This window comes from Pseudomonas sp. GW822-FHT02E03 (genome assembly GCF_058802325.1).
This window is the reverse complement of the sequence record NZ_JBXAOA010000048.1, coordinates 1-21,360: the sequence shown is the minus strand read 5'-3', so window position 1 is coordinate 21,360 and position 21,360 is coordinate 1. Positions and strand designations below refer to the sequence as shown.

The window sequence follows — 21,360 nt, the reverse complement described above, 5'->3', positions numbered from 1 at the left end:
TATTATGTTACCCGTTCTCGCCTCTTCGAGTGGTCATCGTGTCCCGACTTTTTTCTATCTTTGTCGCATTTGTCGCCAGTTTTCTGCTGATCGGCTCAGCTCAAGCCGAGGTTAAAGTCCTCACCAGCGTCAAGCCTCTGCAGCTGATAGCCGCGGCGGTGCAGGACGGCGTAGCAGTTCCGGAAGTTTTGCTGCCGCCCGGCGCCTCGCCCCATAACTATGCCTTGCGCCCTTCCGATGTACGGAAAGTGCAATCGGTGGATCTGCTGTACTGGATCGGCCCGGACATGGAAGGTTTCCTGCCCCGCGTGCTGAAAGGTCGTACGTTGCCCAGCATCGCGGTGCAGGATTTGCCTGGCCTGAAACTGCGACATTTCGCCGAAGATAACCATTCCCACGCCGAAGAAGCCGACGAGCATGACCACGATCACCGCCCCGGTAACCTGGATGCACACTTGTGGTTGTCACCGATCAACGCCCGAGTGATCGCCACCAAAATGGCCGCCGATCTGAGCGCCGCCGATCCGGCCAACGCGACGCGCTACCAGAGCAACCTCAAGGCATTCGATGAACGCCTGGATGCTTTAGACCTGCGCCTGAAGGCCCGTCTGGCGGGTATCGCGGGCAAGCCATATTTCGTGTTCCACGAAGCCTTCGACTACTTCGAAGACGCTTACGGCCTCAAACACACTGGCGTATTCAGTGTCGCAGCCGAAGTACAACCCGGTGCCCAGCACGTGGCGGCGATGCGCACGCGGTTGCAGGAAGTCGGCAAGACTTGCGTGTTCAGCGAACCACCGCTGCGCCCACGCCTGGCAGAAACCCTGGTGACCGGGCTGCCGGTGAAACTGGCGGAACTGGATGCGCTCGGCGGGTACACGCCAGCGACCGCTCAAGGGTATGAGCAACTGCTGGAAAAGCTGGGGAATGATTTGGCGGGGTGTCTGGAGTCGCTGTAGTTCCGAAAATTGTGTCGCCCCCAATCGCGGGCAAGCCACGCGCCCACAGAGTTTGTATCGTTCGCCAATATTATGAACGACACAAATTCTGTGGGAGCGTGGCTTGCCCGCGATGCTTTTAGAGGGCGAAAGGCAGCGGTGTGTGGACCTTCTGCCGCTGCATCAGCCGCAACTGAAATTCCATCGGATCGTGAATCAACACGTCCTGCCCGGCGAAAGACTCCGCGGCGATCAACCGCGACAACCAGAACCGTACGCACGCCACGCGCAGCATGGTCGGCCATAGCTCGGCCTCGGCAGCGGTAAACGGTCTTAGCGCAGCATAAGCGCCCAGCAATGCCCGCGCCCGAGCGCCATCAAGCTGCCCTTGCTCGTCCGAGCACCAATCGTTCAAGGCAATTGCCACGTCATAGAGCATCGGCCCGGAACAGGCGTTGTAGAAGTCGATCAATCCGGTCAGGTGCGTGCCTTCGAACATCGCGTTATCGCGGAACAGGTCGGCGTGGATGTTGGCCCGCGGCAGCGCCAGAATTTTCGTCTTCTGCTGTGTGATTTCATCCAGCGCCCGTTGCAGCAAATCGCTTTGCTCGGCATTCAGGTGCGAAAGCAACTGCGTGCCCTCTTCCAGCATCCAGTCCAGGCCGCGATCGGTTTTGCGTTTGATCATGTTGGCTTGGGTCGCCAAGTGCAGATGAGCCAGCAGCTCGCCGACCTGAGCGCAATGCTGCGCGTTGGCGTCCTTGATGTGCTTGCCCGCCAGACGGGGCTGCAATAGCGCAGGTTTACCGGCCAGTTCGCGCAACGCGACGCCGTCGGTGGTGCGCAGGGCATAAGGCACCGGCAGGTTGGCGTCGTGCAGCACGTCGAGCAGTTCGATGAAAAACGGCATCTCCTGCACCGGACCGCGCTCGACCAGGGTCAGGACAAACTCACCCTGCTCCAGGCTGATAAAGAAATTGGTGTTTTCGCTACCGGCGGCGATCCCCTGGAAATCAAGCAGGCGGCCAAGCCCGTAAGGGGCGAGAAAGGTTTCCAGCTCGGGCCGAGCCAGGGGGGTGAACACAGACATGGTTAAAACTGCCAGTACGGGCGCCGCGACTGCCGGCGCCGATTTAAGTTAGGAGCGGTTTACCACTCGAATATTTTCCACGACGGAATCAGCATATCCGGCTGGTCCGAGCGGATGAAGTTACCGTCGGAGCCATCAGCGCGCACCAGGAAATACGGTTTGCCGACTTTCGGGGTCACCTTGATGGCATACAAAAAACCATTTTGCCGATACTCCTGAATGGTTTTATCGCCTTCCGTGCGGATTGTTACATCCGGGTCTGCCGAGGGCGCATCGTCCGCCGCCATGACAGCCAATGGAGTGATTGCAAACAAGCCAGCCAGCAACAAGCGATTTAGTGTGCGCATGATAACCTTGTCCCTTTGTCGTCAACGGTCCCGCTATTCTAGCGCCGGACCCGCCGAAAAGGTTGATCCTGCTCATGAGCCAAGCCCCCCTCGTCCTGGTGGACGGTTCTTCTTATCTGTACCGCGCCTTTCACGCGCTGCCACCGCTGACTACGTCCAAAGGCCTGCCGACCGGTGCGGTCAAAGGCGTTTTGAACATGCTCAAGAGTCTGCGCAAGCAGTACCCGGACAGCCCGTTCGCCGTGGTATTCGACGCCAAGGGCGGGACGTTCCGCGACGCAATGTTCGCCGAATACAAGGCCAATCGCCCAAGCATGCCCGACGACATGCGGGTTCAGATCGAACCGTTGCACGCCAGCGTCAAGGCCTTGGGCTTTCCATTGCTGTGCGTGGACAACGTCGAAGCCGACGACGTGATTGGCACCCTGGCCCGCAGCAGCGCGGCCGCCGACCGTCCGGTGGTGATCTCCACCGGCGACAAGGACATGGCGCAACTGGTCGACGGGCACATTACCTTGGTCAATACGATGACCGGTAGCGCGCTGGACGTGGAAGGCGTGAAGGAGAAATTCGGCGTCGCTCCCGAGCAGATCATCGATTATCTGGCACTGATGGGCGATTCGTCCGACAACATCCCGGGCGTTCCGGGTATCGGTCCCAAGACCGCTTCCGGCCTGCTGGTCGGCGTGAATGGCGGCCTGACCGAGCTCTATGCACAGCTCGACATCGTCCCGACCCTGCCGATTCGCGGCGCCAAAACCTTGCCGGCCAAGCTCGAAGAGCATAAGGAGATGGCGTTCCTCTCCTATCAACTGGCAACCATCAAGATCGACGTACCGCTGGACATCGGTCTCGATGATCTGCAAATGGGCCAGCCGGATCACGACAAACTCGCCGAGCTCTACACCCTGCTGGAATTCAAAAGCTGGTTCGAAGAGAACCAGCGCGACGCGAAGCGCTCGGGTCAGGAAATTGTCGAGGTCACCCAGGAACAGCCGGGCGCCGCCGAGGCGAAGTACGAAACCATCCTCGACAAAAAGCACTTCGAGGCCTGGCTGGACAAGCTCGACAAGGCGCCGTTGATTGCCTTCGTCACCGAAACCAACGGCAGCGATGCACAACATGCACAACTGGTGGGTCTGTCGTTTTCCGTCGCGGCCAACGAAGCGGCCTACATTCCGCTGACCCATTCCTACATGGGTGTGCCGGAGCAACTGGATCGCGACACTGTGCTGCTGGCGCTGAAGCCGCTGCTGGAAAACCCGAATAAGCTGAAAGTCGGCCAACACGCCAAGTTCGAAACCAATATCCTCGCCAACTGCGCCATCGGTGGCGATCAGAGCAACGGGATTATTGTTCAGGGCATTGCCTACGACACCATGCTCGAGTCTTACGTCCTGGACTCGACGGCCACCCGCCACGACATGGACAGCCTGGCGCTCAAGTACCTGGGCCAAAGCAAGAGCGACATTCAAGGGATCGCGGGCAAAGGCGTCAAACAGCTGACTTTCGACCAGATCTCTCTTGAGCTGGCAGGCCCCTATGCCGCCGAAGACGCTGACGTCACCTTCCGTCTGCACCTGGCATTGCAGGAAAAACTGGCAGCAACGCCAAGCCTGGGCAAAGTGCTCAACGAGATTGAAATGCCGCTGATGCCGGTTCTGGCCCGAATCGAACGCCAGGGCGCGCTCGTGGATGCCAACCTGCTGGGCATCCAGAGTGTCGAACTGGGCGAGAAACTGGTCGCCCTTGAGCGCGAGGCCTTTGCCATTGCCGGTGAAGAATTCAACCTGGGCTCGCCAAAGCAACTGGGCGTGATCCTCTACGAAAAGCTCGGCTTGCCCGTACTCAGCAAAACCGCCAAGGGCCAGGCCTCGACCGCCGAAGCGGTGTTGGCCGAATTGGCCGAACAGGACTACCCGCTGCCCAAGGTGCTGATGCAATACCGCTCGCTGAGCAAGCTCAAAAGCACCTACACCGACCGTTTGCCAGAGCAGATCAACACTCGCACCGGGCGCATTCATACGTCTTACCAGCAAGCCGTCGCCGCCACCGGACGTTTGTCGTCCATCGACCCGAACCTGCAGAACATTCCGATTCGCACTGCCGAAGGTCGTCGGATTCGTCAGGCGTTCATCGCGCCGAAAGGCTACAAGCTGCTGGCCGCGGACTACTCGCAAATCGAACTGCGGATCATGGCGCATCTGGCCAAGGACGAAGGTTTGCTGCACGCCTTCCGCAACAACCTCGATGTACACCGGGCAACGGCCGCAGAGGTGTTTGGCGTCGAGCTGGACGCAGTCACCAACGATCAGCGTCGCAGCGCGAAAGCCATCAACTTCGGTTTGATCTACGGCATGAGCGCGTTTGGCCTGGCCAAGCAGATCGGCGTGGACCGTAAACAGTCCCAAGCCTACATCGACCGCTACTTCGCCCGTTATCCCGGCGTACTGGAATACATGGAGCGCACGCGCGCCCAGGCCGCCGAGCAAGGTTTCGTCGAAACCATCTTCGGCCGTCGTCTCTACCTGCCGGAAATCAACGCGAAAAACCAGGCTCTGCGCAAAGCTGCCGAGCGCACGGCAATCAATGCCCCAATGCAAGGCACCGCGGCGGACATCATCAAGAAAGCCATGGTAACGGTGGATAACTGGCTGACATCGTCAGGCCTGGACGCCAAAGTCATCTTGCAGGTACACGATGAATTGGTGCTTGAGGTACGTGAGGATCTGATCGATCAGGTGCGTGAGGACATTCGCATGCACATGAGCAGCGCCGCCCAACTGGATGTACCGCTTCTGGTCGAGGTAGGCGTAGGCAACAACTGGGATGAGGCGCACTGATCGGCCTGAACGACGCCTGTGCTGCGGCCTTATGCCGCAGCACAAAATAACGAAGGGCTATAGTGCGGAAAATGACATCGATTATTTCCAATGGTTTTTGAAAATAGTCTGAACTAAATCCGTGAACCGCCACTCAGAGATACTGAATGGCTGGTGAAGCCCTTCGATGCTCCTATGTTGTGTTAAGTGTTGGCAGATATCTGGACCCCGCCCTAGCGGTCCGGAACTTGAACCCCGGAACTTCTCCCTCCCCATATGAAGTCCGGGGTTTTTTTTGCCTGGCTTTTCACCTGTAAAGCCTTACTCGGCAGCCTCGCTGCCCTTGTCCGCCAACTCCATCCAGCCCGCCAGTACAGTGTAGGCGTCTTCCAGCCCCAAGCGTTTGGGTGCCGAAAACAGCTGGATAGTGATCGTATCGCCCCAGCCCTTACGGATTTGCGCCTGAACCTTGAGCAGCGCGTTTTTCGCCGCGCCATAGGTCAGTTTGTCTGCCTTGGTCAGCAAAATATGCATCGGCATGCCGCTGGCGACGGCCCAATCGAGCATCAGCAGGTCGAAATCGGTCATTGGATGACGGATGTCCATCATCAGAATCAAACCTTTCAAACTCTCGCGACCGCCCAGATAGGCTTCCAGGTGACGCTGCCAGTGCAGCTTCAACGGGATCGGTACTTTTGCATAACCGTAACCCGGCAGGTCGACCAGACGGCGTTCATCGTCTAGCTTGAAGAAGTTCAACAGCTGCGTGCGACCCGGAGTTTTCGAGGTCCGCGCCAGGCTGGCGTGTGTCAGGGTGTTCAATGCGCTGGACTTGCCGGCGTTGGAACGCCCGGCGAAGGCCACTTCAAAGCCTTCGTCGTCGGGGCATTGATCGACTTTGGCGGCGCTGAGCATGAAGGTGGACTGTTGGCACAGACCGAGGATGGGGTTCTTGAGTTGCATGGGATTTCCGATGTGGGCGGCGCCGGGAATGGACGCGGCAAGCAGTGTCGTTTCCGTTTCAGTGACGCCAGTATATAATGCCGCAGATTTTGTGTGCGCTTTGTCCCAGCGTAGGATGAAGTTCACGAGAGCGATTAACCTTGATTGCGCATTAGAACGCAGCACGCTCTCAACCCTGAAAAGGTCGTTTTATGACGAAATGGCTGCTAGCTGCCGGTGTCTTGATGCCGCTTTACAGCGCTCAGGCTACACAGGATCCGGAAGCTGTGTACAACCGTGTTTGTGGTGCCTGTCATTCCGGCCAACTACCCATGGCGCCCCGCAAGGGCGATCAGGAAGCTTGGACGCCGAGGTTGGCGAAAGGTATGGAGACGCTGGTGCAACACGTGACCCAGGGTTTCAAGGCGATGCCGCCGCGTGGTTTGTGCATGGACTGCAGTGCCGAGGATTACCGAGCCATCATCCAGTGGATGAGCGAGTAAACCCGGTCCATAACTCTTTAACCCTTAGCCGTAGTTGGATTAGCTGATGAACAAATTGATCGTGAGTCTGCTGTTGACCGTGGGGATCTCCGGTATTGCCCATGCTGCAGGTGATGCGACTGCTGGTCAGGCGAAAGCCGCAGTATGTGGCGCCTGTCATGGCCCGGATGGCAATAGCATGGCGCCTAACTTTCCGAAACTGGCAGGTCAGGGCGAGCGTTATCTGAACAAGCAGCTGCACGACATCAAGTCCGGCAAACGCACGGTACTGGAAATGACCGGCCTGCTGACCAACCTGAGCGATCAGGACCTGGCTGATATCTCCGCCTACTTCGCCAGCCAGAAAGGCAGCGTTGGCGCCGCCGACCCGAAAGTCGTGGCTCGCGGTGAAGCACTGTTCCGTGGCGGTGATCTGGCCAAGGGCCTGCCAGCTTGCACTGGTTGCCACTCTCCAGATGGCAAGGGCAACGCCGCTGCCGGCTTCCCGCATCTGGGCGGCCAGCATGCCCAGTACGTCGGCAAGCAACTGACCGACTTCAGAAAAGAAGAAGGTGGCCGCACCAACGACGGCGATACCAAACCGATGCAGAGCATCGCTAAAAAGCTGAGCGACGAAGATATCGCCGCAGTCTCCAGCTATATTCAAGGCTTGCACTGAGATCGATCGAACAAGCGTTGCTAGAGATGTACATCTCTTGCAACGTTAACACTCGATTAATCCGTCGATGCAAACATAAAAAGGGTGGCTTTGGCTGCCCTTTTTTGTGGCCGCTGCCGTTACACTACAAACTCAAGCCCGCCAGGATCTGTCTGAAAACAGGTCGCGCGAGGCGTCCAATTTGTCCAGGAGTAAAGCATGCGTAATCTGATCATCAGCGCCGCACTCGTCGCTGCCAGCCTGTTCGGCATGACTGCCCAAGCCGCCGAAAAACCTGAAGCGCCCTATGTCGAACTGAGCAATCCGGTCCCGGTGGCCGCGCCTGGCAAGATCGAAGTCGTGGAGCTGTTCTGGTACGGCTGCCCGCATTGCTATGCCTTCGAACCCGTCATTAACCCATGGGTTGAAAAACTGCCTTCCGACGTGAACTTCGTGCGCATTCCGGCCATGTTTGGCGGCCCTTGGGACGCACACGGCCAAATGTTCCTGACCCTTGAAGCCATGGGCGTCGAAAGCAAGGTTCACGCGGCAGTTTTCGAAGCGATCCAGAAAGAACACAAGAAACTGACCGACAAAGAAGACATGGCGGACTTCCTGGCGACCCAAGGTGTAGACAAGGACAAGTTCCTGGCCACCTTCGACTCCTTCGCCATCAAGGGCCAAATCAACAAAGCCAAAGAGCTTGCAAAGAAATATGAAATCACCGGCGTGCCTACCATGATCGTCAACGGCAAGTATCGCTTTGACATCGGCTCTGCCGGCGGTGCCGAACAAGCGCTGAAACTGGCCGACCAACTGGTTGCCAAAGAGCGAGCGGCAACCAAGGCCGTCGCCAACTAAGCGCGGCACCTGCCATGCGCCGCTGGGGAACTGAACGCATCGTTGGCCTGCATGATCCGCAGGTCAACGAGCATCACCTGGAATCAACGGGGTTGCCCGTGGACAGCCGTCTGCGTTTGCTCAGTTTCAATATCCAGGTTGGTATCAGTACCGAGCGCTATCGGCACTATCTGACCCGCGGCTGGCAGCATCTGCTGCCGCACACCGGGCGTGCCGACAATCTGCAAAAAATCGGTAATCTGCTGGGCGACTTCGATCTGGTCGCCTTGCAGGAAGCCGATGGCGGCAGCCTGCGATCAGGCTACGTCAATCAGGTCGAACACCTGGCGCAGCTCGGCGCCTTCCCCTACTGGTATCAACAACTCAATCGCAACCTCGGTCATCTCGGTCAGCACAGCAATGGTGTACTCAGCCGACTGCGCCCGTGGGCGATTGAAGATCATCCGCTGCCGGGACCCAAGGGGCGCGGGGCCATTCTGGTGCGCTTCGGCGAAGGTCCGGAGGCACTCGTGGTGGTGATGATGCACCTGGCGCTGGGCGCTCGAGCCCGTAGCCTGCAACTGGCCTACATCCGCGAGCTGATTGGCGGTTATAAACACCAGGTGCTGATGGGCGACATGAATACCCATGCCAGTGACTTGCTGCAAAACTCCCCGTTGCGTGATCTAGGCCTGCTCGCGCCGCAACTGGAAGCGACCTTTCCCAGCTGGCGCCCGCAGCGTTGCCTGGACCATATTCTGCTCAGCCCCACCCTGACCCTTGAAAAGGTCGAAGTGCTGGCACAGCCCATTTCCGATCACCTGCCGGTCGCGGTAGAGATTCGTCTGCCGGGTTCGCTCACGGCCGATGCATTGCCCGCGTTGAGTCCTGCCTGAATGAGCGACGAAGCACAGCGCTGGAAAGAGAAATACCTCAAAAGCATCGAACAACAAGAAAAACTGGAACGTCGATGGGACGCCCGGCTTGATTTGTTGCGTCGTGGGCTGGTGCGCAGCACCCTGGCCGCAGAAGGTACCGATCGCGCCGTTGATCAATGCATGAAGGAAATGCGTGAAGTCGTACGCACCGATGACATGGACGCCGGCCTGGCTGCCTTGCTGCCACGCCTGGAAAAAGCTGTGCTCGACTCCGAGCAGCGCCGGGAAACCCGGGTCAATCAAGTCAGTGCCGCCCTGACAGCGCTGGTCTCTCAGTTGCAAGCATTGCCGCTGCCCCGGGAAGTGAGCCGGCCACTGAAGCATTTCGCCAAGCAACTGGACGGACGCGTAAGCCAGGCTCGCGAAATCCCGTTGCTGCTCAGTGAGCTGAGCGGCTTGCAAGGCAAAGCCTTGAACCTGCTGGAGAACCCTGCCGAACCTGATCGTCCGGGTTTTCTGCAGCGGTTGTTCAGTAGGGAAACGGAAGAGACCGCGCCACAGCTCGCCGTGCCCGAATCGCAAATGCCTGCCCCGCAACCTGTCGAACCGGTTGCAGCCTCGCCGGCCGAGCCCCCACAAGCGACGGTCAATCTCGCGCCAGCCGCCGATAAACCGCAAGGGGTATTGCCAACCGTCGAAGCCGCGATGCCCGCCGCTGCGCCCCCCGAGCCAGCGCAAATTGAGGCGCCCATAGCAATGGCACCTGCGGCTGAAGTCGTGGCGTTTGAGCCACCCATCCTTGAGCCAGAAGCTACGAGCAGCCAAGTCACGGAGCTACCAACCCGGCCCGATATCGAGCAACCACAAGAGCCGGTTCCGGCGATCGCCCTACCGGCCACTCTTCTGTCGGCAATCAATCCCGATGAGCTCACTCCGGTGGCCATCGATCCAGAGCCGTCCGGACACGATATTCTGTATGCCCTGCCGGACTCGCCGGAGCCGTCCTATAGCTCTGTCGCCAAGCACATCGAAGACACCCTGCTGGGCCTTCTCGATGACCTGGCGCTGCCTGAGCGCCATCGTCCGCAAGCCGAGGCGATGCGCGATCGTCTTCAAAATGGCTTGAACTGGTACGAACTGCTGCCAATTCTCGATGACCTGGCCACATTGATGCTGGCAATCACCGACAGCGGCCAGCACGAATTCGAAGCCTATTTGAAGCAACTCAACGAACGACTCGAGTCTTTCCAGAGCAACCTGCAAGCCGCGAGCGAAGGCCACGCCGACAACCGCTCAGCCGCGCGGGATATGGACACGCAGATTCGCGAGCAAGTCGACGGCTTGCAAAGCAGCATGCAGGAAGCGGCCGACCTTGATGATCTCAAGCATGTGCTGGAAAACCATCTCGAAGGCCTGCTCGGCACCATGGACCAACACCAGAAGCAGCGCGATGAGCGTGAGCAGGAAGTAGCGGCCCGCCTGCAAAGCCTGGCCGAAAGGGTTGCCCACATGGAGCAGGAAGCCCTGGGCTACCGTGAGCATCTCGAAGAACAGCGTCAGAAGGCGCTGATCGATCCACTGACGGGTCTACCCAATCGAGCAGCCTGGAGCGAACGCCTGGAGCACGAAATAGGTCAATGGCAACAACATGGCACTACCCTGTTGCTGGCAATGCTCGACCTCGACCATTTCAAACGCATCAACGACAACTATGGCCATCTGGCGGGCGACAAGGTACTGAAAATCATCGCCAACGTGCTACGCAAGCGTCTGCGTGGGACTGATTTCATTGCCCGATTTGGCGGTGAGGAGTTTGTGTTATTGATGCCTGCCACACTTCCTATGGTCGGCGCGAAACTACTGGAAACCTTGCGCGCATCGATCGAAGCCTGCCCGTTCCACTTCAAGGGCGAGCGAGTCACCATCACCATTTCCATGGGATTGACTGCCTTCAGACCAGGCGAACACAGCGATCTGGTGCTTAAAAGAGCCGATCAGGCGCTATATCGGGCGAAAAACAATGGCCGGAATCGAGTAGAAACGGGCTGATAGCTAATTGTTCCATTTTGTTTAAAACAGCATTTTTTGCCATCTGCGCGCAAGGCAATACCGTTACACTGTTGCATTATTGTCTTGCGTGTACTGCCTCCCACCATGAAATGTCTTGTTTTTATTGCCTCGCTGCTTCTATTGGCCGGTTGTGCCAGCGGCCCCCGAATCGATACCAGTCACCGTTCAGCCAATTACGACAGTCGTATTCAGTTCGTGGTGATGCATTACACCTCCGCATCCCTGGAAACCTCGCTGCAATTGCTGACCCATGGCGAGGTCAGCAGCCACTACCTGATTAGCGACGACAAGCGCGCCACTATTTATAAGCTGATGGATGAAAATTCTCGGGCCTGGCACGCAGGCGAAAGCGAATGGCAAGGCCGGACCTGGCTGAACTCCAGCTCCATTGGTATCGAGATCGTCAATCAGGGCTTTGAGGACACCCCGAACGGGCGTCTTTGGTATCCCTACAGCGAAGCCCAGATTCAGTCGATGATCTTCCTGCTCAAAGACATCAGTAAGCGCCAAGGCATCAGCCCCCGTCATATCATTGGCCATAGCGACATCGCCCCGATGCGTAAACTCGACCCCGGCCCGCTGTTTCCCTGGAAGCGCCTGGCCGCCGAAGGCCTGGGAATATGGCCGAACGAGCAGGCCGTGGCGCGACAGCAAGCGCAGTTCGCGGTGCAATTACCCAGCATCAGTTGGTTTCAGGCGCAGCTTGCCCGCTTGGGCTATGCCACGCCGCAAACCGGCGAACTGGATGTAGCGACACGCAATGTGCTGGCGGCCTTCCAGCTGCATTTTCGCCCTTCCCGTTTCGATGGGACACCGGACGCCCAGACCGCGGCGATTCTTCAGGTATTGAATCAGACAAAATAATGACGCCCGCCCGACGGTCAGCGCTTTTTCCAAATCAGCAGCTATAACTCATTGGTAATTCTTCGGATATTCCATGATGCCTGCTGCTCGGGAGAGACTGCATAGCTGGTTCTATCGCCCTTGGTTTTTGGCGATGCTGGCTACTGCCTTGAGCGCAACGCTTCTAACGGTCGGCAGTTTGTTCGTGGCGATGCATCAGGTTGAGCAAAACGAAAGCCAGGAAATGAATGCCCAGGGAGAACGCTTTCTGGTCCGGCTGGAGCAGCTGTTCGGGCAATTGCGCGAAAGCCTCGATGACCTGCAAGCCCAACCGCTGCGAGGTTGCGATGACGAAATGATCGCCACCCTGCAGCAGGTCAGCTTCAATTACCGCTTCGTTTATGAAGCCGCTTATATGGACACGGCTCGAACCTGCTCCAACCGCCCCCGCCAGGAAGGGGTATCGCTGATCCGACCGCCGGACATCAAGGGGCCCATCTACAGCTATTGGCTGAACACCACCACCGAACCCGATGAGAACCGCGCAGCACTGATGCTTGGGCGTGGCAATTTCCGGGTTGCGACGTCCCGCGGGCATTTGACCGACATGGTCGATCTGTCTCCGGGGAGCAGCCTGTTGGTGGTGCTCGACCATGGCACCCGGGCGATTCCAGTGCTCGGTGTCGCTCAGGCCTGGCCCCCCACAGAACCCTGGCCCCCGAAAAGCCCCGATGCGTTGCAAGTCACCCCTACCCGCCTGATTTACCGAATGCCCACTAACACCCGCGAATACCAGTTGGTACTGATCACCCCACGTACCGGAATGCATGTACCGGCGGTATGGTGGTGGCTACTGCCGGCCAGCCTGGCGCTGAGTGCCTGTGTAGGCATTCTGGTGTTTTTGCTGGTACGCCAGCGTCAGTCGCTGGATGCCGAACTGCAAGGCGCCATGCGGCGAGGCGAGCTACAGGTGTTGTATCAACCGATCTTCGACCTCGACAGCCGCAACTGCGTCGGCGCTGAAGCCCTGCTGCGCTGGCGCAGGCCGGACGGCACGCTGACCAGTCCCGACCTGTTTATTCCGATGGCGGAGAATACCGGCCAGATTCGCCAGATGACCGACTTCGTGTTACAGCGCCTGCTGGAACAGCTCGGGCAACTGTTGCGATCCAATCCGCAGCTTTACATCTCGGTCAACCTGGCGGCCTGCGATGTCATGGTGCCGCGTATCGGTCAGGTGATGGCGCGTCTGCTGAGCATGCACCGGGTAGCAGCCAGGCAAATTGCCTTTGAAGTGACCGAGCGCGGATTGGTGGACGTGGTGGTGGCCAGAGAAAACCTGCAAGCCCTGCGGGATGTCGGGCATCAAGTGCTGATCGACGATTTTGGCACCGGCTATTGCAGCCTCGCCTACCTGCAAACCCTACCGGTGGACTGCCTGAAAATCGACAAGGCATTTATCGACGCGCTGGGGCATGACGCCGCCAGCAGCGGCGTGGCACCGCACATCATTCGCATGGCTCAGGCCCTGCAACTCAAGGTGATTGCCGAAGGCATTGAACATGAAGCCCAAGCGGTGTTTCTGAGCAGCGAAGGGGTGAAATTCGGTCAGGGTTGGCTGTTCGCCCACGCCCTGAGCGCCGTGCAGTTCATCGAACTGATTACCCGTGGCCGCCGACTGACTACGCGACGCCAGGATGACGAAGCCTGAGAGGGCACCGGCTTATATCGCCAGCGCCATGTAGAACTGCGTCCCCTGCCCCGGCCGCGAATAGACCCCCATCCGTCCACCGTGCAACTGCACGATTTCCTTGCACAGCGCCAGACCCAGCCCGGCACCGCCCTTTTTGCGACCGACCTGAACGAAGGGTTCGAAGATCCGTCCCTGCTGGCCGTAGGCAATGCCTTCGCCGTTGTCCTCGACGCTGATAATCATCCGTTCACCATGGCGCCGGGCCTGCAAACGTATCAGTCCGTCGTGGGCGGTATGGCGCAAGGCGTTGTCGATCAGGTTGTCGAGCACCCGTTCCAGCTGCGCCTGATCGGCTTGCAACCGCGGCAACGGCCCCTGCACTTCCACCAGCAGCTCGATACCTTTTTCCTGCGCCGAGCGGGCAAAACGTGTCTGGGCCTGATCCAGCAAGTCTTCGATGGAGCATGGCGCCAGGGTGAGTTTTTGCAGGCCGTTCTGATAGCGAGAGAAATTCAGCAAGTCGTTGATCAACTGCATCAGGCGCTGCATTTCTTCGTTGACAGTGTCCAGCAGGTCAGCTTCGCGGGAGTCTGCGGCAAAATGCGTCCGCTCGCGGAACAGGCCGAACGCCATGTGCATCCCGGTAACCGGTGTGCGCAACTCATGGGAGGCGCGCAGGACGAACTCACTGCGTACCCGTTCGAAGGCACGCTGTTCGGTGACGTCATGCAACACCATCACAGCGCCGAGAATATGGCCCTGGGTATGGCTGACCGGCGTCAGGCTATAGGTCAGCAATCGCGACTCTCCATCGACTTCGATACTCAGGTCGTCCGGCGCTCGTTCCAGGGTGCCACCGCGTAATACCAGTTGCAGTTGTTCATCCAGTTCGGGACGCTCAAGCGCCGTACCCAGCCCTTGGCCGAGACGATCGGTGTCCCAGCCTAACTGACGCTGAGCCACCGGGTTGAGGTGCTCAAGATGACCTTGACGATCAATGATCAGCAAACCGTCGTCGATGCTGTCGAGCACCGCTTGCAAGCGTTGCTGACCGGCGAGCAGTTCGTCGATATTGGTAGCCTGGTGCTCACGCAAGGCCTCGGCCATGATGCCGAAGCGGTGGGTCAGTTGGTTGATTTCCACCGCGGAAGAAATCGGCAGGGTCACTTCGAAATTACCCTGGCCGATGTTGTCAGCCGCTGCGGCCAAGGCCTCGATCGGAGCCCCGAACCGCCGGGCGATCCCATGGGCGGTAATGAAGCCGATGAACAGCACCCCCACCCCGACCAACCCAAGCAGGCCGGCAATCAACAGTGCTCGCTCCCGGGCCTTGCGTTCGATCTCGGTGATGTTATCCAGTGCGCGTTTTTGTTCAAAGATCAAACCGTTACGCAGCGCGTTGAATTTTTCCGCGAGATCCCCTTCACCACCGACTACCTGGATAGGAGCACTGGAAAGATCAAAGGACCGCAGTAGGTTCTGATAATCAGCCTTGGCCTTTTTGAAACCATACTGGGCACCCTCGCTGGACGGTTCGCGAGCAATGCCTTCGTCAAACAATTCAAGGGAATGCTGCTTGGACGCCTCGAACGCCGCAGGGTCCGGTTGCTCGTCGAGCATGATGATCAGTTGATCACCCAGGGTCTGACGCAGCTTCAATCCCAGATCCAGCGTGACGAAGTTGTCACGGATCAGGGCTTCCTGAGTCCCTGCCATCTGCATCACGCTGACCAGCCCGAGCAAGAGCCCAAGCAGCGCCACAGTAATCAGTGCGGAAATACTCAGAAACAGCCGGGTGCGCAACGTCATCGCCAGTTTCATCGGTTACGACTCACAAGTTGTACTGCTTGCGTTTGCGGTACAGGGTCGAGGCATCGATACCCAAGGTTTTGGCCGCCTGATCCAGCGTGTCGGCCGTGGCGAGAACCGCGCCAATGTGAGCTTTTTCCAATTCATCCAGGCTCAGCGCAGCACCAATTCGTGGCGTGTGGTTGGTCGGGGTTTCGGCCATGCCCAAGTGGCTGAGCTCTACCCGCTCCTGCGGACAAATAATGCTCGCGCGCTCCACCACGTTGCGCAGCTCGCGAATGTTGCCCGGCCAGCGGTAGCTGAGCAGCGCTTCGCGCGCCTCGTCGCTGAAACACCGGGCTGGACGCGAGTATTCCTTGACGAAGCGCGCCAGGAAGCGGTCAGCCAGGTTCAAAATGTCTTCCCTGCGCTCGCGAAGCGGCGGCAGGTGCAAGGTGATGACGTTGAGACGATAGAGCAAGTCCTCACGAAAACGACCATCGCGAACCATGTCTTCCAGGTTGAGGTTCGTGGCGGCGAGGATTCGCACATCGGCGCGACGGGTCACCGGGTCGCCCACGCGCTCGTATTCCTTGTCCTGAATAAAACGCAGCAATTTTGGCTGCAAAGTCAGGGGAAAATCGCCGATCTCGTCGAGAAACAACGTTCCGCCGTCGGCCTGGTTGACCCGCCCCAAGGTACTTTCGCTGGCACCGGTGAATGCTCCGCGGCTGTGGCCGAAAAGCTCGCTGTCCATTAATTCGGCAGTCAGGGACGGGCAATTGATGGTGACGCAGGACTTCTTCTGGCGTTTGCTCCAGCCGTGAATTGCCCGTGACAGTTCACCTTTACCGGTGCCGGACTCGCCGAGAATCAGGATGTTGGCGTCGGTACTGGCGACCTGGCGTGCGGTTTCGAGCACCACTTTCATGGCCGGACTGTGGGAATCCAGCCCCTCCTTGGGTTTGCGCACTTCACCTTCGAGAGCCTCCAGGCGCGCCGAGAGTTGCCGAACTTCCAGCTGTTTGGCAGTGGCCAGGCGTAACTGATCGGGGCTGCAAGGTTTGACCAGATAGTCGGCGGCACCGGCCTGAATCGCATCCACGGCAGTGTCCACGGCCGAATGAGCAGTGACGATCACCACCCGCATCCAGGGCGCCTGGATGCGCATCTGAGCCAGCACATCAAGGCCATTGTCTTCGCCCAGACGCAAATCGAGGAAGCACAGATCAAAAACCTGGCGCTGCAACAAGGCTTCAGCCTGAGCCGCGCTGGTCGCCGTAGCCACGCTATAGCCTTCATCTTCGAGGCAATAGCGAAAGGTTCGAAGGATGGCGGACTCGTCGTCTACCAGCAGAATGCGGCCTTGATGCTCAGTGGCTGATTCCATGTTCCTGCGCTCCTTTAATTGTTGAAATGGGTTAAGCCCGGAAAAATCGGGCAAGTTGCATGATTGATTGTGGCCGATTTCGACCATATCAGCGGTGCTATCTACGTCATCACAAGATAACTCGCTGATTTATTTAAATTTTTATTAATGAACCGTCCTTCGGTAATTGCCTGCGTCCCTTTCTGACATCCGCGCCCTTCCTTCAATTCCAAAAATATTGAACGTTTTGGCGAATCCATCGTGCATTACGCACGGCCTTGAATGGGCCATCGTGCAGGATGCGTCCAACCCTATTTTCACAAATCATGTAACCCATTGATTTAAATCAGATTAAACCTGACAAAAAAGGTGGCATGCAGGCTGCAGGTGTCTGAGTAATCAGGGCATTTAATAAATCAGTGCCCGCCAACCTACCCAAAGAGGGAGGAACTTCAGGATGAATCGCCAAGGTGCCGCCCGATTGCCTATCTCGCCACTGCATATCCAGCAAGGATTGTTTGCCCTGCTGGCATTGTTGATCACCTTGATTGGCGGCCAGCAGTACTTGCGTTGGGAACAGAGCCAGCAGCCAGAGACGCCGCACCTGTCGATTCCACACGCCCCCCAAACCCACTTCAGCGCCGTCAGCAGCAACCTGGCTGACAGCGACTCGATGCGAATGATGGATGTTGACCAGGCCCGGCCTGTGGACGAGACGCCTCAGGAGCGTTGGGTGTTTTAAATAAACGAACTTGGCGCGCTCAACGCGCCGGGATAAGCACCACCAGCAACACCTTTAAATAGAAGCCGTAAGGAGAATCACCATGTTGAGCTGGGCAATCACATTCCTGATCATTGCCATCATCGCTGCAGTATTGGGCTTCGGTGGTATCGCGGGCACCGCCACGGGTATCGCCAAGATTCTCTTTGTCGTATTCCTGGTGATGTTCATCGCTTCCTTCTTCTTTGGCCGCCGCGGTCGAGGCTGAACATGAGCATTTCGTTAAAGACAGTGGCAGCCGCCCTGCTTCTGGGCGGCAGTGCCAATTAAAAAAGATCCACCGGTATTGAGTTTCGAAATACGAAAGAGGCCACAGCGCCTTTTTCCACTGCGCTACCCGAGGACGGTAGACGCATGACCAAGGGGTCGGGACGTTCTGACTGTTTCAGGGTCGGAGTGACCTACGGGTACAGGGAGTACCTGCGCAAGGGCCGGGTCAGGCAAAGCTGCGACGCAAGTTCGCCGGGACCAGAGCGGCTCGACGAACTTGCGGAGAGCTTCAACGTGCAAAACGTTGATCTAGAGCATTCAGCTCATCTGTTCTTGGTGCATATTCCCCGCAAAACCGTTTCGCGGTGTTTCTTCGTGACCGTATATCGAGAAAGCTACGACTATCTCGATAAGAGAATTCGCAGCCAAACGTAGGCTTTTTCCTAAATTTCCGCTTATTTAAAAACCTTCGTCCTGCGCTGAAATGGCCGGCATACGGCACTTATGCCCGCCTGAATGTCGCATTCAAACCGGTTGGGACGCGGGTTTCAGTTGGAAAATCTCATGCCGATTCGGCATAGGGTAGGCGTTTACGGCATTAGACGGCGCTTCCCTGCATCGGAATAGTTGCGCCTTTTTCGCTGCCTGAGAGCTGTAAATGCTCGCTCGCGGGGACCTTATACGGGGGCCGATGCAAGACTTGTTCGCCATTGCGCGTTTCAGTTCATGCATCAGCCTGAGTCAAACGCAAGTAAGGGTAAAGATATGAAGAAGGCAAAGCTTAGCCTCGCCTGGCAGATCCTCATCGGTCTGGTTCTGGGGATAGCAATTGGTGCACTGCTCAACCATTTCAGTGCCGAAAAAGCCTGGTGGATCAGCAACGTACTGCAACCGGCAGGCGATATCTTTATCCGTCTGATCAAGATGATCGTGATCCCGATCGTGATCTCCTCGCTGATCGTCGGCATTGCTGGCGTGGGTGACGCGAAGAAACTCGGTCGCATCGGCCTGAAGACCATCATTTACTTCGAGATCGTCACCACCATCGCCATTCTGGTCGGTCTGGTGCTGGCCAACGTGGTCCATCCGGGCAGCGGCATCGACATGAGCACCCTGGGTACGGTGGATATTTCCAAGTACCAGGCCACTGCCGCCGAGGTGCAGCATGAACACGCGTTCATCCAGACCATCCTCAACCTGATCCCGTCGAACATCTTTGCGGCCATGGCCCGCGGCGAGATGCTGCCGATCATCTTCTTCTCCGTGTTGTTCGGTCTCGGTCTGTCGAGCCTGCAATCGGACCTGCGCGAGCCGCTGGTGAAGATGTTCCAGGGCGTATCGGAAAGCATGTTCAAGGTCACCCACATGATCATGAACTACGCCCCGATCGGCGTGTTCGCACTGATCGCGGTGACCGTGGCCAACTTCGGTTTCGCCTCTCTGCTGCCGCTGGCCAAACTGGTCGTCCTGGTTTACTTCGCCGTCGCCTTCTTCGCCTTTGTGGTGCTGGGCTTGATCGCTCGCCTGTTCGGTTTCTCGGTGATCAAGCTGATGCGCATCTTCAAGGATGAGCTGGTACTGGCCTACTCCACCGCCAGTTCCGAAACCGTGCTGCCGCGCGTGATCGAGAAGATGGAAGCCTACGGCGCGCCGAAAGCCATTTGCAGCTTCGTGGTGCCGACCGGCTACTCGTTCAACCTCGACGGTTCGACCCTGTACCAGAGCATCGCGGCAATCTTCATCGCCCAGCTCTACGGCATCGACCTGTCCATCAGCCAACAGTTGCTGCTGGTGCTGACGCTGATGGTCACCTCCAAAGGCATCGCCGGCGTACCGGGCGTGTCCTTCGTGGTGCTGCTGGCGACTCTGGGCAGCGTTGGTATTCCGCTGGAAGGCTTGGCGTTCATTGCCGGTGTCGACCGCATCATGGACATGGCCCGTACCGCGCTGAACGTGATCGGTAACGCCTTGGCCGTGCTGGTCATCGCACGTTGGGAAGGTATGTACGACGACGCCAAGGGCGAGCGCTACTGGAACTCCCTGCCGCACTGGCGCAGCAAGGAAAAGTTGCCGGTTGGTGAAATTTCCAGCAACTGATGCAAAAACCTGTGGGAGCGGGCTTGCTCGCGAAGAGGCCGGAACATTCAACATCTTTGTTGACTGATCCACCGCTTTCGCGAGCAAGCCCGCTCCCACATTGGTCTTTTGCTAGCGGTACTAAACAAACCCCGGAGAAATCCGGGGTTTGTCGTTTCTGTCTACCCCGCTATCATTCGCCGCATCTTCCGGGGGATTTGACTGATGCTTAATGGCCTGTGGCTTGGCTTCTTCATCGTGGCTGCCGTTTCGGCGCTGGCGCAATGGCTGATCGGCGGTAACGCCGGGATCTTCGCGGCGATGGTGGAAAGCATTTTCGCCATGGCCAAATTGTCGGTCGAGGTCATGGTCCTGTTGTTCGGCACCCTCACTCTCTGGCTGGGCTTTCTGCGAATTGCCGAGAAGGCCGGCATCGTCGAATGGCTGGCCAAGGCGCTGGGCCCGCTGTTCCTGCGCCTGATGCCGGAGGTGCCGCCCGGGCATCCGGCCATCGGCCTGATCACGCTGAACTTCGCCGCCAACGGCCTGGGGCTGGACAACGCCGCCACGCCGATCGGCCTCAAAGCCATGAAGGCGCTGCAAGAGCTAAACCCCAGCGACACCATCGCCAGCAACGCGCAGATCCTCTTTCTGGTGCTAAACGCCTCGTCCCTGACCCTGCTGCCGGTGACCATCTTCATGTACCGCGCCCAGCAAGGTGCGCCCGATCCGACCCTGGTGTTCCTGCCAATCCTGCTGGCCACCAGTTGTTCGACCCTGGTGGGCTTGTTGTCGGTGGCGTTCATGCAGCGTCTGCGGCTGTGGGACCCGGTGGTGCTCGCCTACTTCATTCCCGGTGCCTTGGCCCTCGGTGCGTTCATGGCGCTGCTGGCGACGCTCTCGGCGACCGCTCTGGCGAGCCTGTCATCGATCCTCGGCAACGTGACGCTGTTCGGGCTGATCATGCTGTTTCTGGTGATCGGCGCATTACGCAAAGTGAAGGTCTACGAGGCGTTCATCGAAGGCGCCAAAGAAGGCTTCGACGTGGCCAAGAACCTGCTGCCGTATCTGGTGGCGATGCTCTGTGCCGTGGGCGTGCTGCGAGCATCCGGGGCACTGGATTTCGGTCTGGACGGGATCCGTCATCTGGTGGAGTGGGCCGGTTGGGATACGCGCTTCGTCGATGCGCTGCCGACGGCCATGGTCAAACCCTTCTCCGGCAGCGCCGCACGGGCGATGCTGATTGAAACCATGAAGACCTCCGGGGTAGACAGCTTCCCGGCGCTGGTGGCGGCGACGATTCAGGGCAGTACCGAAACAACCTTTTATGTACTGGCGGTGTACTTCGGCGCGGTGGGCATTCAGCGTGCACGGCATGCGGTGGGGTGTGCGTTGCTGGCGGAATTGGCGGGGGTGCTGGGGGCCATCGGGGTTTGCTACTGGTTCTTCGGTTGACCGAAAATCCTGTGGGAGCGGGGGGGGGGGGGGGGGGGGGGGGGGGGGGGGGGGGGGGGGGGGGGGGGGGGGGGGGGG

At 58.4% G+C, this 21,360-nt stretch carries 18 protein-coding genes; 13 read left to right on the top strand and 5 right to left on the bottom strand.

Going from position 1 to position 21,360, the window contains the following annotated elements; genetic code table 11:
- Positions 1–38: 38 nt before the first annotated feature.
- Positions 39–959: a zinc ABC transporter substrate-binding protein ZnuA gene (locus AC1RQB_RS24470; protein WP_063343913.1), complete on the top strand. Its 921-nt coding sequence runs from the start codon at positions 39–41 to the stop codon at positions 957–959.
- A gap of 118 nt (positions 960–1,077) precedes the next feature.
- Here the strand turns inward: AC1RQB_RS24470 and AC1RQB_RS24465 are convergent, their stop codons facing one another.
- Positions 1,078–2,028: a homoserine kinase gene (locus AC1RQB_RS24465; protein WP_008076252.1), complete on the bottom strand. Its 951-nt coding sequence runs from the start codon at positions 2,026–2,028 to the stop codon at positions 1,078–1,080.
- A gap of 59 nt (positions 2,029–2,087) precedes the next feature.
- On the bottom strand, positions 2,088–2,375 hold the full coding sequence (locus AC1RQB_RS24460; RefSeq protein ID WP_008076254.1) for a DUF2782 domain-containing protein: 288 nt from the start codon (positions 2,373–2,375) through the stop codon (positions 2,088–2,090).
- A 74-nt stretch (positions 2,376–2,449) separates the two neighbouring features.
- On the opposite strand from AC1RQB_RS24460, the gene polA reads away from it, so the two are divergent.
- A complete protein-coding gene (polA, locus tag AC1RQB_RS24455) occupies positions 2,450–5,218 on the top strand; it encodes a DNA polymerase I (RefSeq protein ID WP_063341998.1) in 2,769 nt (922 codons plus the stop codon).
- A gap of 300 nt (positions 5,219–5,518) precedes the next feature.
- Here the strand turns inward: polA and yihA are convergent, their stop codons facing one another.
- Positions 5,519–6,160, bottom strand: a complete 642-nt coding sequence (yihA, locus tag AC1RQB_RS24450) for a ribosome biogenesis GTP-binding protein YihA/YsxC (RefSeq protein ID WP_063341999.1) — start codon at positions 6,158–6,160, stop codon at positions 5,519–5,521.
- A 191-nt stretch (positions 6,161–6,351) separates the two neighbouring features.
- Between yihA and AC1RQB_RS24445 the strand changes: the two genes are divergently transcribed.
- The 7 genes from AC1RQB_RS24445 (at position 6,352) to AC1RQB_RS24415 (ending at position 13,621) form a co-directional block, all read left to right on the top strand.
- The gene (locus AC1RQB_RS24445) at positions 6,352–6,642 is read left to right on the top strand and encodes a c-type cytochrome (RefSeq protein WP_003196231.1); all 291 of its coding nucleotides are present in this window, start codon (positions 6,352–6,354) and stop codon (positions 6,640–6,642) included.
- A gap of 46 nt (positions 6,643–6,688) precedes the next feature.
- On the top strand, positions 6,689–7,300 hold the full coding sequence (locus AC1RQB_RS24440; protein ID WP_007902879.1) for a c-type cytochrome: 612 nt from the start codon (positions 6,689–6,691) through the stop codon (positions 7,298–7,300).
- 198 nt (positions 7,301–7,498) lie between these two features.
- Positions 7,499–8,140 carry a thiol:disulfide interchange protein DsbA/DsbL gene (locus AC1RQB_RS24435; protein ID WP_008007973.1) on the top strand — a complete coding sequence of 214 codons (642 nt, stop codon included), beginning with the start codon at positions 7,499–7,501 and terminating at the stop codon, positions 8,138–8,140.
- 14 nt (positions 8,141–8,154) lie between these two features.
- Positions 8,155–9,015, top strand: coding sequence for an endonuclease/exonuclease/phosphatase family protein (locus AC1RQB_RS24430; protein ID WP_008076259.1), 861 nt, complete (start codon positions 8,155–8,157; stop codon positions 9,013–9,015).
- The gene (locus AC1RQB_RS24425) at positions 9,016–11,046 is read left to right on the top strand and encodes a GGDEF domain-containing protein (protein ID WP_063342000.1); all 2,031 of its coding nucleotides are present in this window, start codon (positions 9,016–9,018) and stop codon (positions 11,044–11,046) included. It abuts the gene before it with no gap.
- Between the two features lie 105 nt (positions 11,047–11,151).
- Positions 11,152–11,931 (top strand): N-acetylmuramoyl-L-alanine amidase, encoded by a 780-nt coding sequence (locus tag AC1RQB_RS24420; RefSeq protein ID WP_008076261.1) that lies wholly within the window; start codon positions 11,152–11,154, stop codon positions 11,929–11,931.
- A 73-nt stretch (positions 11,932–12,004) separates the two neighbouring features.
- Positions 12,005–13,621, top strand: a complete 1,617-nt coding sequence (locus AC1RQB_RS24415) for an EAL domain-containing protein (protein WP_063342001.1) — start codon at positions 12,005–12,007, stop codon at positions 13,619–13,621.
- Between the two features lie 12 nt (positions 13,622–13,633).
- Here the strand turns inward: AC1RQB_RS24415 and AC1RQB_RS24410 are convergent, their stop codons facing one another.
- The gene (locus AC1RQB_RS24410) at positions 13,634–15,424 is read right to left on the bottom strand and encodes an ATP-binding protein (protein WP_008076268.1); all 1,791 of its coding nucleotides are present in this window, start codon (positions 15,422–15,424) and stop codon (positions 13,634–13,636) included.
- Between the two features lie 10 nt (positions 15,425–15,434).
- Complete coding sequence (gene algB / locus AC1RQB_RS24405; RefSeq protein WP_063342002.1) at positions 15,435–16,781, bottom strand: sigma-54-dependent response regulator transcription factor AlgB; 1,347 nt, start codon at positions 16,779–16,781, stop codon at positions 15,435–15,437.
- Positions 16,782–17,217: 436 nt separating this feature from the next.
- Here algB and AC1RQB_RS24400 point away from each other — a divergent pair, with 436 nt between their 5' ends.
- The 4 genes from AC1RQB_RS24400 to AC1RQB_RS24385 all read left to right on the top strand — a co-directional run bounded on the left by AC1RQB_RS24400 (position 17,218) and on the right by AC1RQB_RS24385 (position 21,282).
- Positions 17,218–17,502 carry a hypothetical protein gene (locus AC1RQB_RS24400; RefSeq protein WP_063342003.1) on the top strand — a complete coding sequence of 95 codons (285 nt, stop codon included), beginning with the start codon at positions 17,218–17,220 and terminating at the stop codon, positions 17,500–17,502.
- Positions 17,503–17,584: 82 nt separating this feature from the next.
- Positions 17,585–17,749, top strand: a complete 165-nt coding sequence (locus AC1RQB_RS24395) for a DUF1328 domain-containing protein (protein WP_003177151.1) — start codon at positions 17,585–17,587, stop codon at positions 17,747–17,749.
- Positions 17,750–18,516: 767 nt separating this feature from the next.
- On the top strand, positions 18,517–19,848 hold the full coding sequence (gene gltP, locus AC1RQB_RS24390) for a glutamate/aspartate:proton symporter GltP (protein ID WP_008076273.1): 1,332 nt from the start codon (positions 18,517–18,519) through the stop codon (positions 19,846–19,848).
- A gap of 204 nt (positions 19,849–20,052) precedes the next feature.
- The gene (locus AC1RQB_RS24385; protein ID WP_008076274.1) at positions 20,053–21,282 is read left to right on the top strand and encodes a nucleoside recognition domain-containing protein; all 1,230 of its coding nucleotides are present in this window, start codon (positions 20,053–20,055) and stop codon (positions 21,280–21,282) included.
- Positions 21,283–21,360: the final 78 nt, after the last annotated feature.

What these genes read in the sequence shown, in the direction of transcription:
- polA (WP_063341998.1), top strand. Translation starts at nt 2,450, where the DNA reads ATGAGCCAAGCCCCCCTCGTCCTGGTGGACGGTTCTTCTTATCTGTAC.
- AC1RQB_RS24445 (WP_003196231.1), top strand. Translation starts at nt 6,352, where the DNA reads ATGACGAAATGGCTGCTAGCTGCCGGTGTCTTGATGCCGCTTTACAGC.
- AC1RQB_RS24460 (WP_008076254.1), bottom strand. Translation starts at nt 2,375, where the DNA reads ATGCGCACACTAAATCGCTTGTTGCTGGCTGGCTTGTTTGCAATCACT.
- AC1RQB_RS24465 (WP_008076252.1), bottom strand. Translation starts at nt 2,028, where the DNA reads ATGTCTGTGTTCACCCCCCTGGCTCGGCCCGAGCTGGAAACCTTTCTC.
- AC1RQB_RS24395 (WP_003177151.1), top strand. Translation starts at nt 17,585, where the DNA reads ATGTTGAGCTGGGCAATCACATTCCTGATCATTGCCATCATCGCTGCA.
- AC1RQB_RS24415 (WP_063342001.1), top strand. Translation starts at nt 12,005, where the DNA reads ATGATGCCTGCTGCTCGGGAGAGACTGCATAGCTGGTTCTATCGCCCT.
- AC1RQB_RS24440 (WP_007902879.1), top strand. Translation starts at nt 6,689, where the DNA reads ATGAACAAATTGATCGTGAGTCTGCTGTTGACCGTGGGGATCTCCGGT.
- algB (WP_063342002.1), bottom strand. Translation starts at nt 16,781, where the DNA reads ATGGAATCAGCCACTGAGCATCAAGGCCGCATTCTGCTGGTAGACGAC.
- AC1RQB_RS24410 (WP_008076268.1), bottom strand. Translation starts at nt 15,424, where the DNA reads ATGAAACTGGCGATGACGTTGCGCACCCGGCTGTTTCTGAGTATTTCC.
- yihA (WP_063341999.1), bottom strand. Translation starts at nt 6,160, where the DNA reads ATGCAACTCAAGAACCCCATCCTCGGTCTGTGCCAACAGTCCACCTTC.
- AC1RQB_RS24420 (WP_008076261.1), top strand. Translation starts at nt 11,152, where the DNA reads ATGAAATGTCTTGTTTTTATTGCCTCGCTGCTTCTATTGGCCGGTTGT.
- AC1RQB_RS24400 (WP_063342003.1), top strand. Translation starts at nt 17,218, where the DNA reads ATGAATCGCCAAGGTGCCGCCCGATTGCCTATCTCGCCACTGCATATC.
- AC1RQB_RS24430 (WP_008076259.1), top strand. Translation starts at nt 8,155, where the DNA reads ATGCGCCGCTGGGGAACTGAACGCATCGTTGGCCTGCATGATCCGCAG.
- AC1RQB_RS24385 (WP_008076274.1), top strand. Translation starts at nt 20,053, where the DNA reads ATGCTTAATGGCCTGTGGCTTGGCTTCTTCATCGTGGCTGCCGTTTCG.
- AC1RQB_RS24435 (WP_008007973.1), top strand. Translation starts at nt 7,499, where the DNA reads ATGCGTAATCTGATCATCAGCGCCGCACTCGTCGCTGCCAGCCTGTTC.
- gltP (WP_008076273.1), top strand. Translation starts at nt 18,517, where the DNA reads ATGAAGAAGGCAAAGCTTAGCCTCGCCTGGCAGATCCTCATCGGTCTG.
- AC1RQB_RS24425 (WP_063342000.1), top strand. Translation starts at nt 9,016, where the DNA reads ATGAGCGACGAAGCACAGCGCTGGAAAGAGAAATACCTCAAAAGCATC.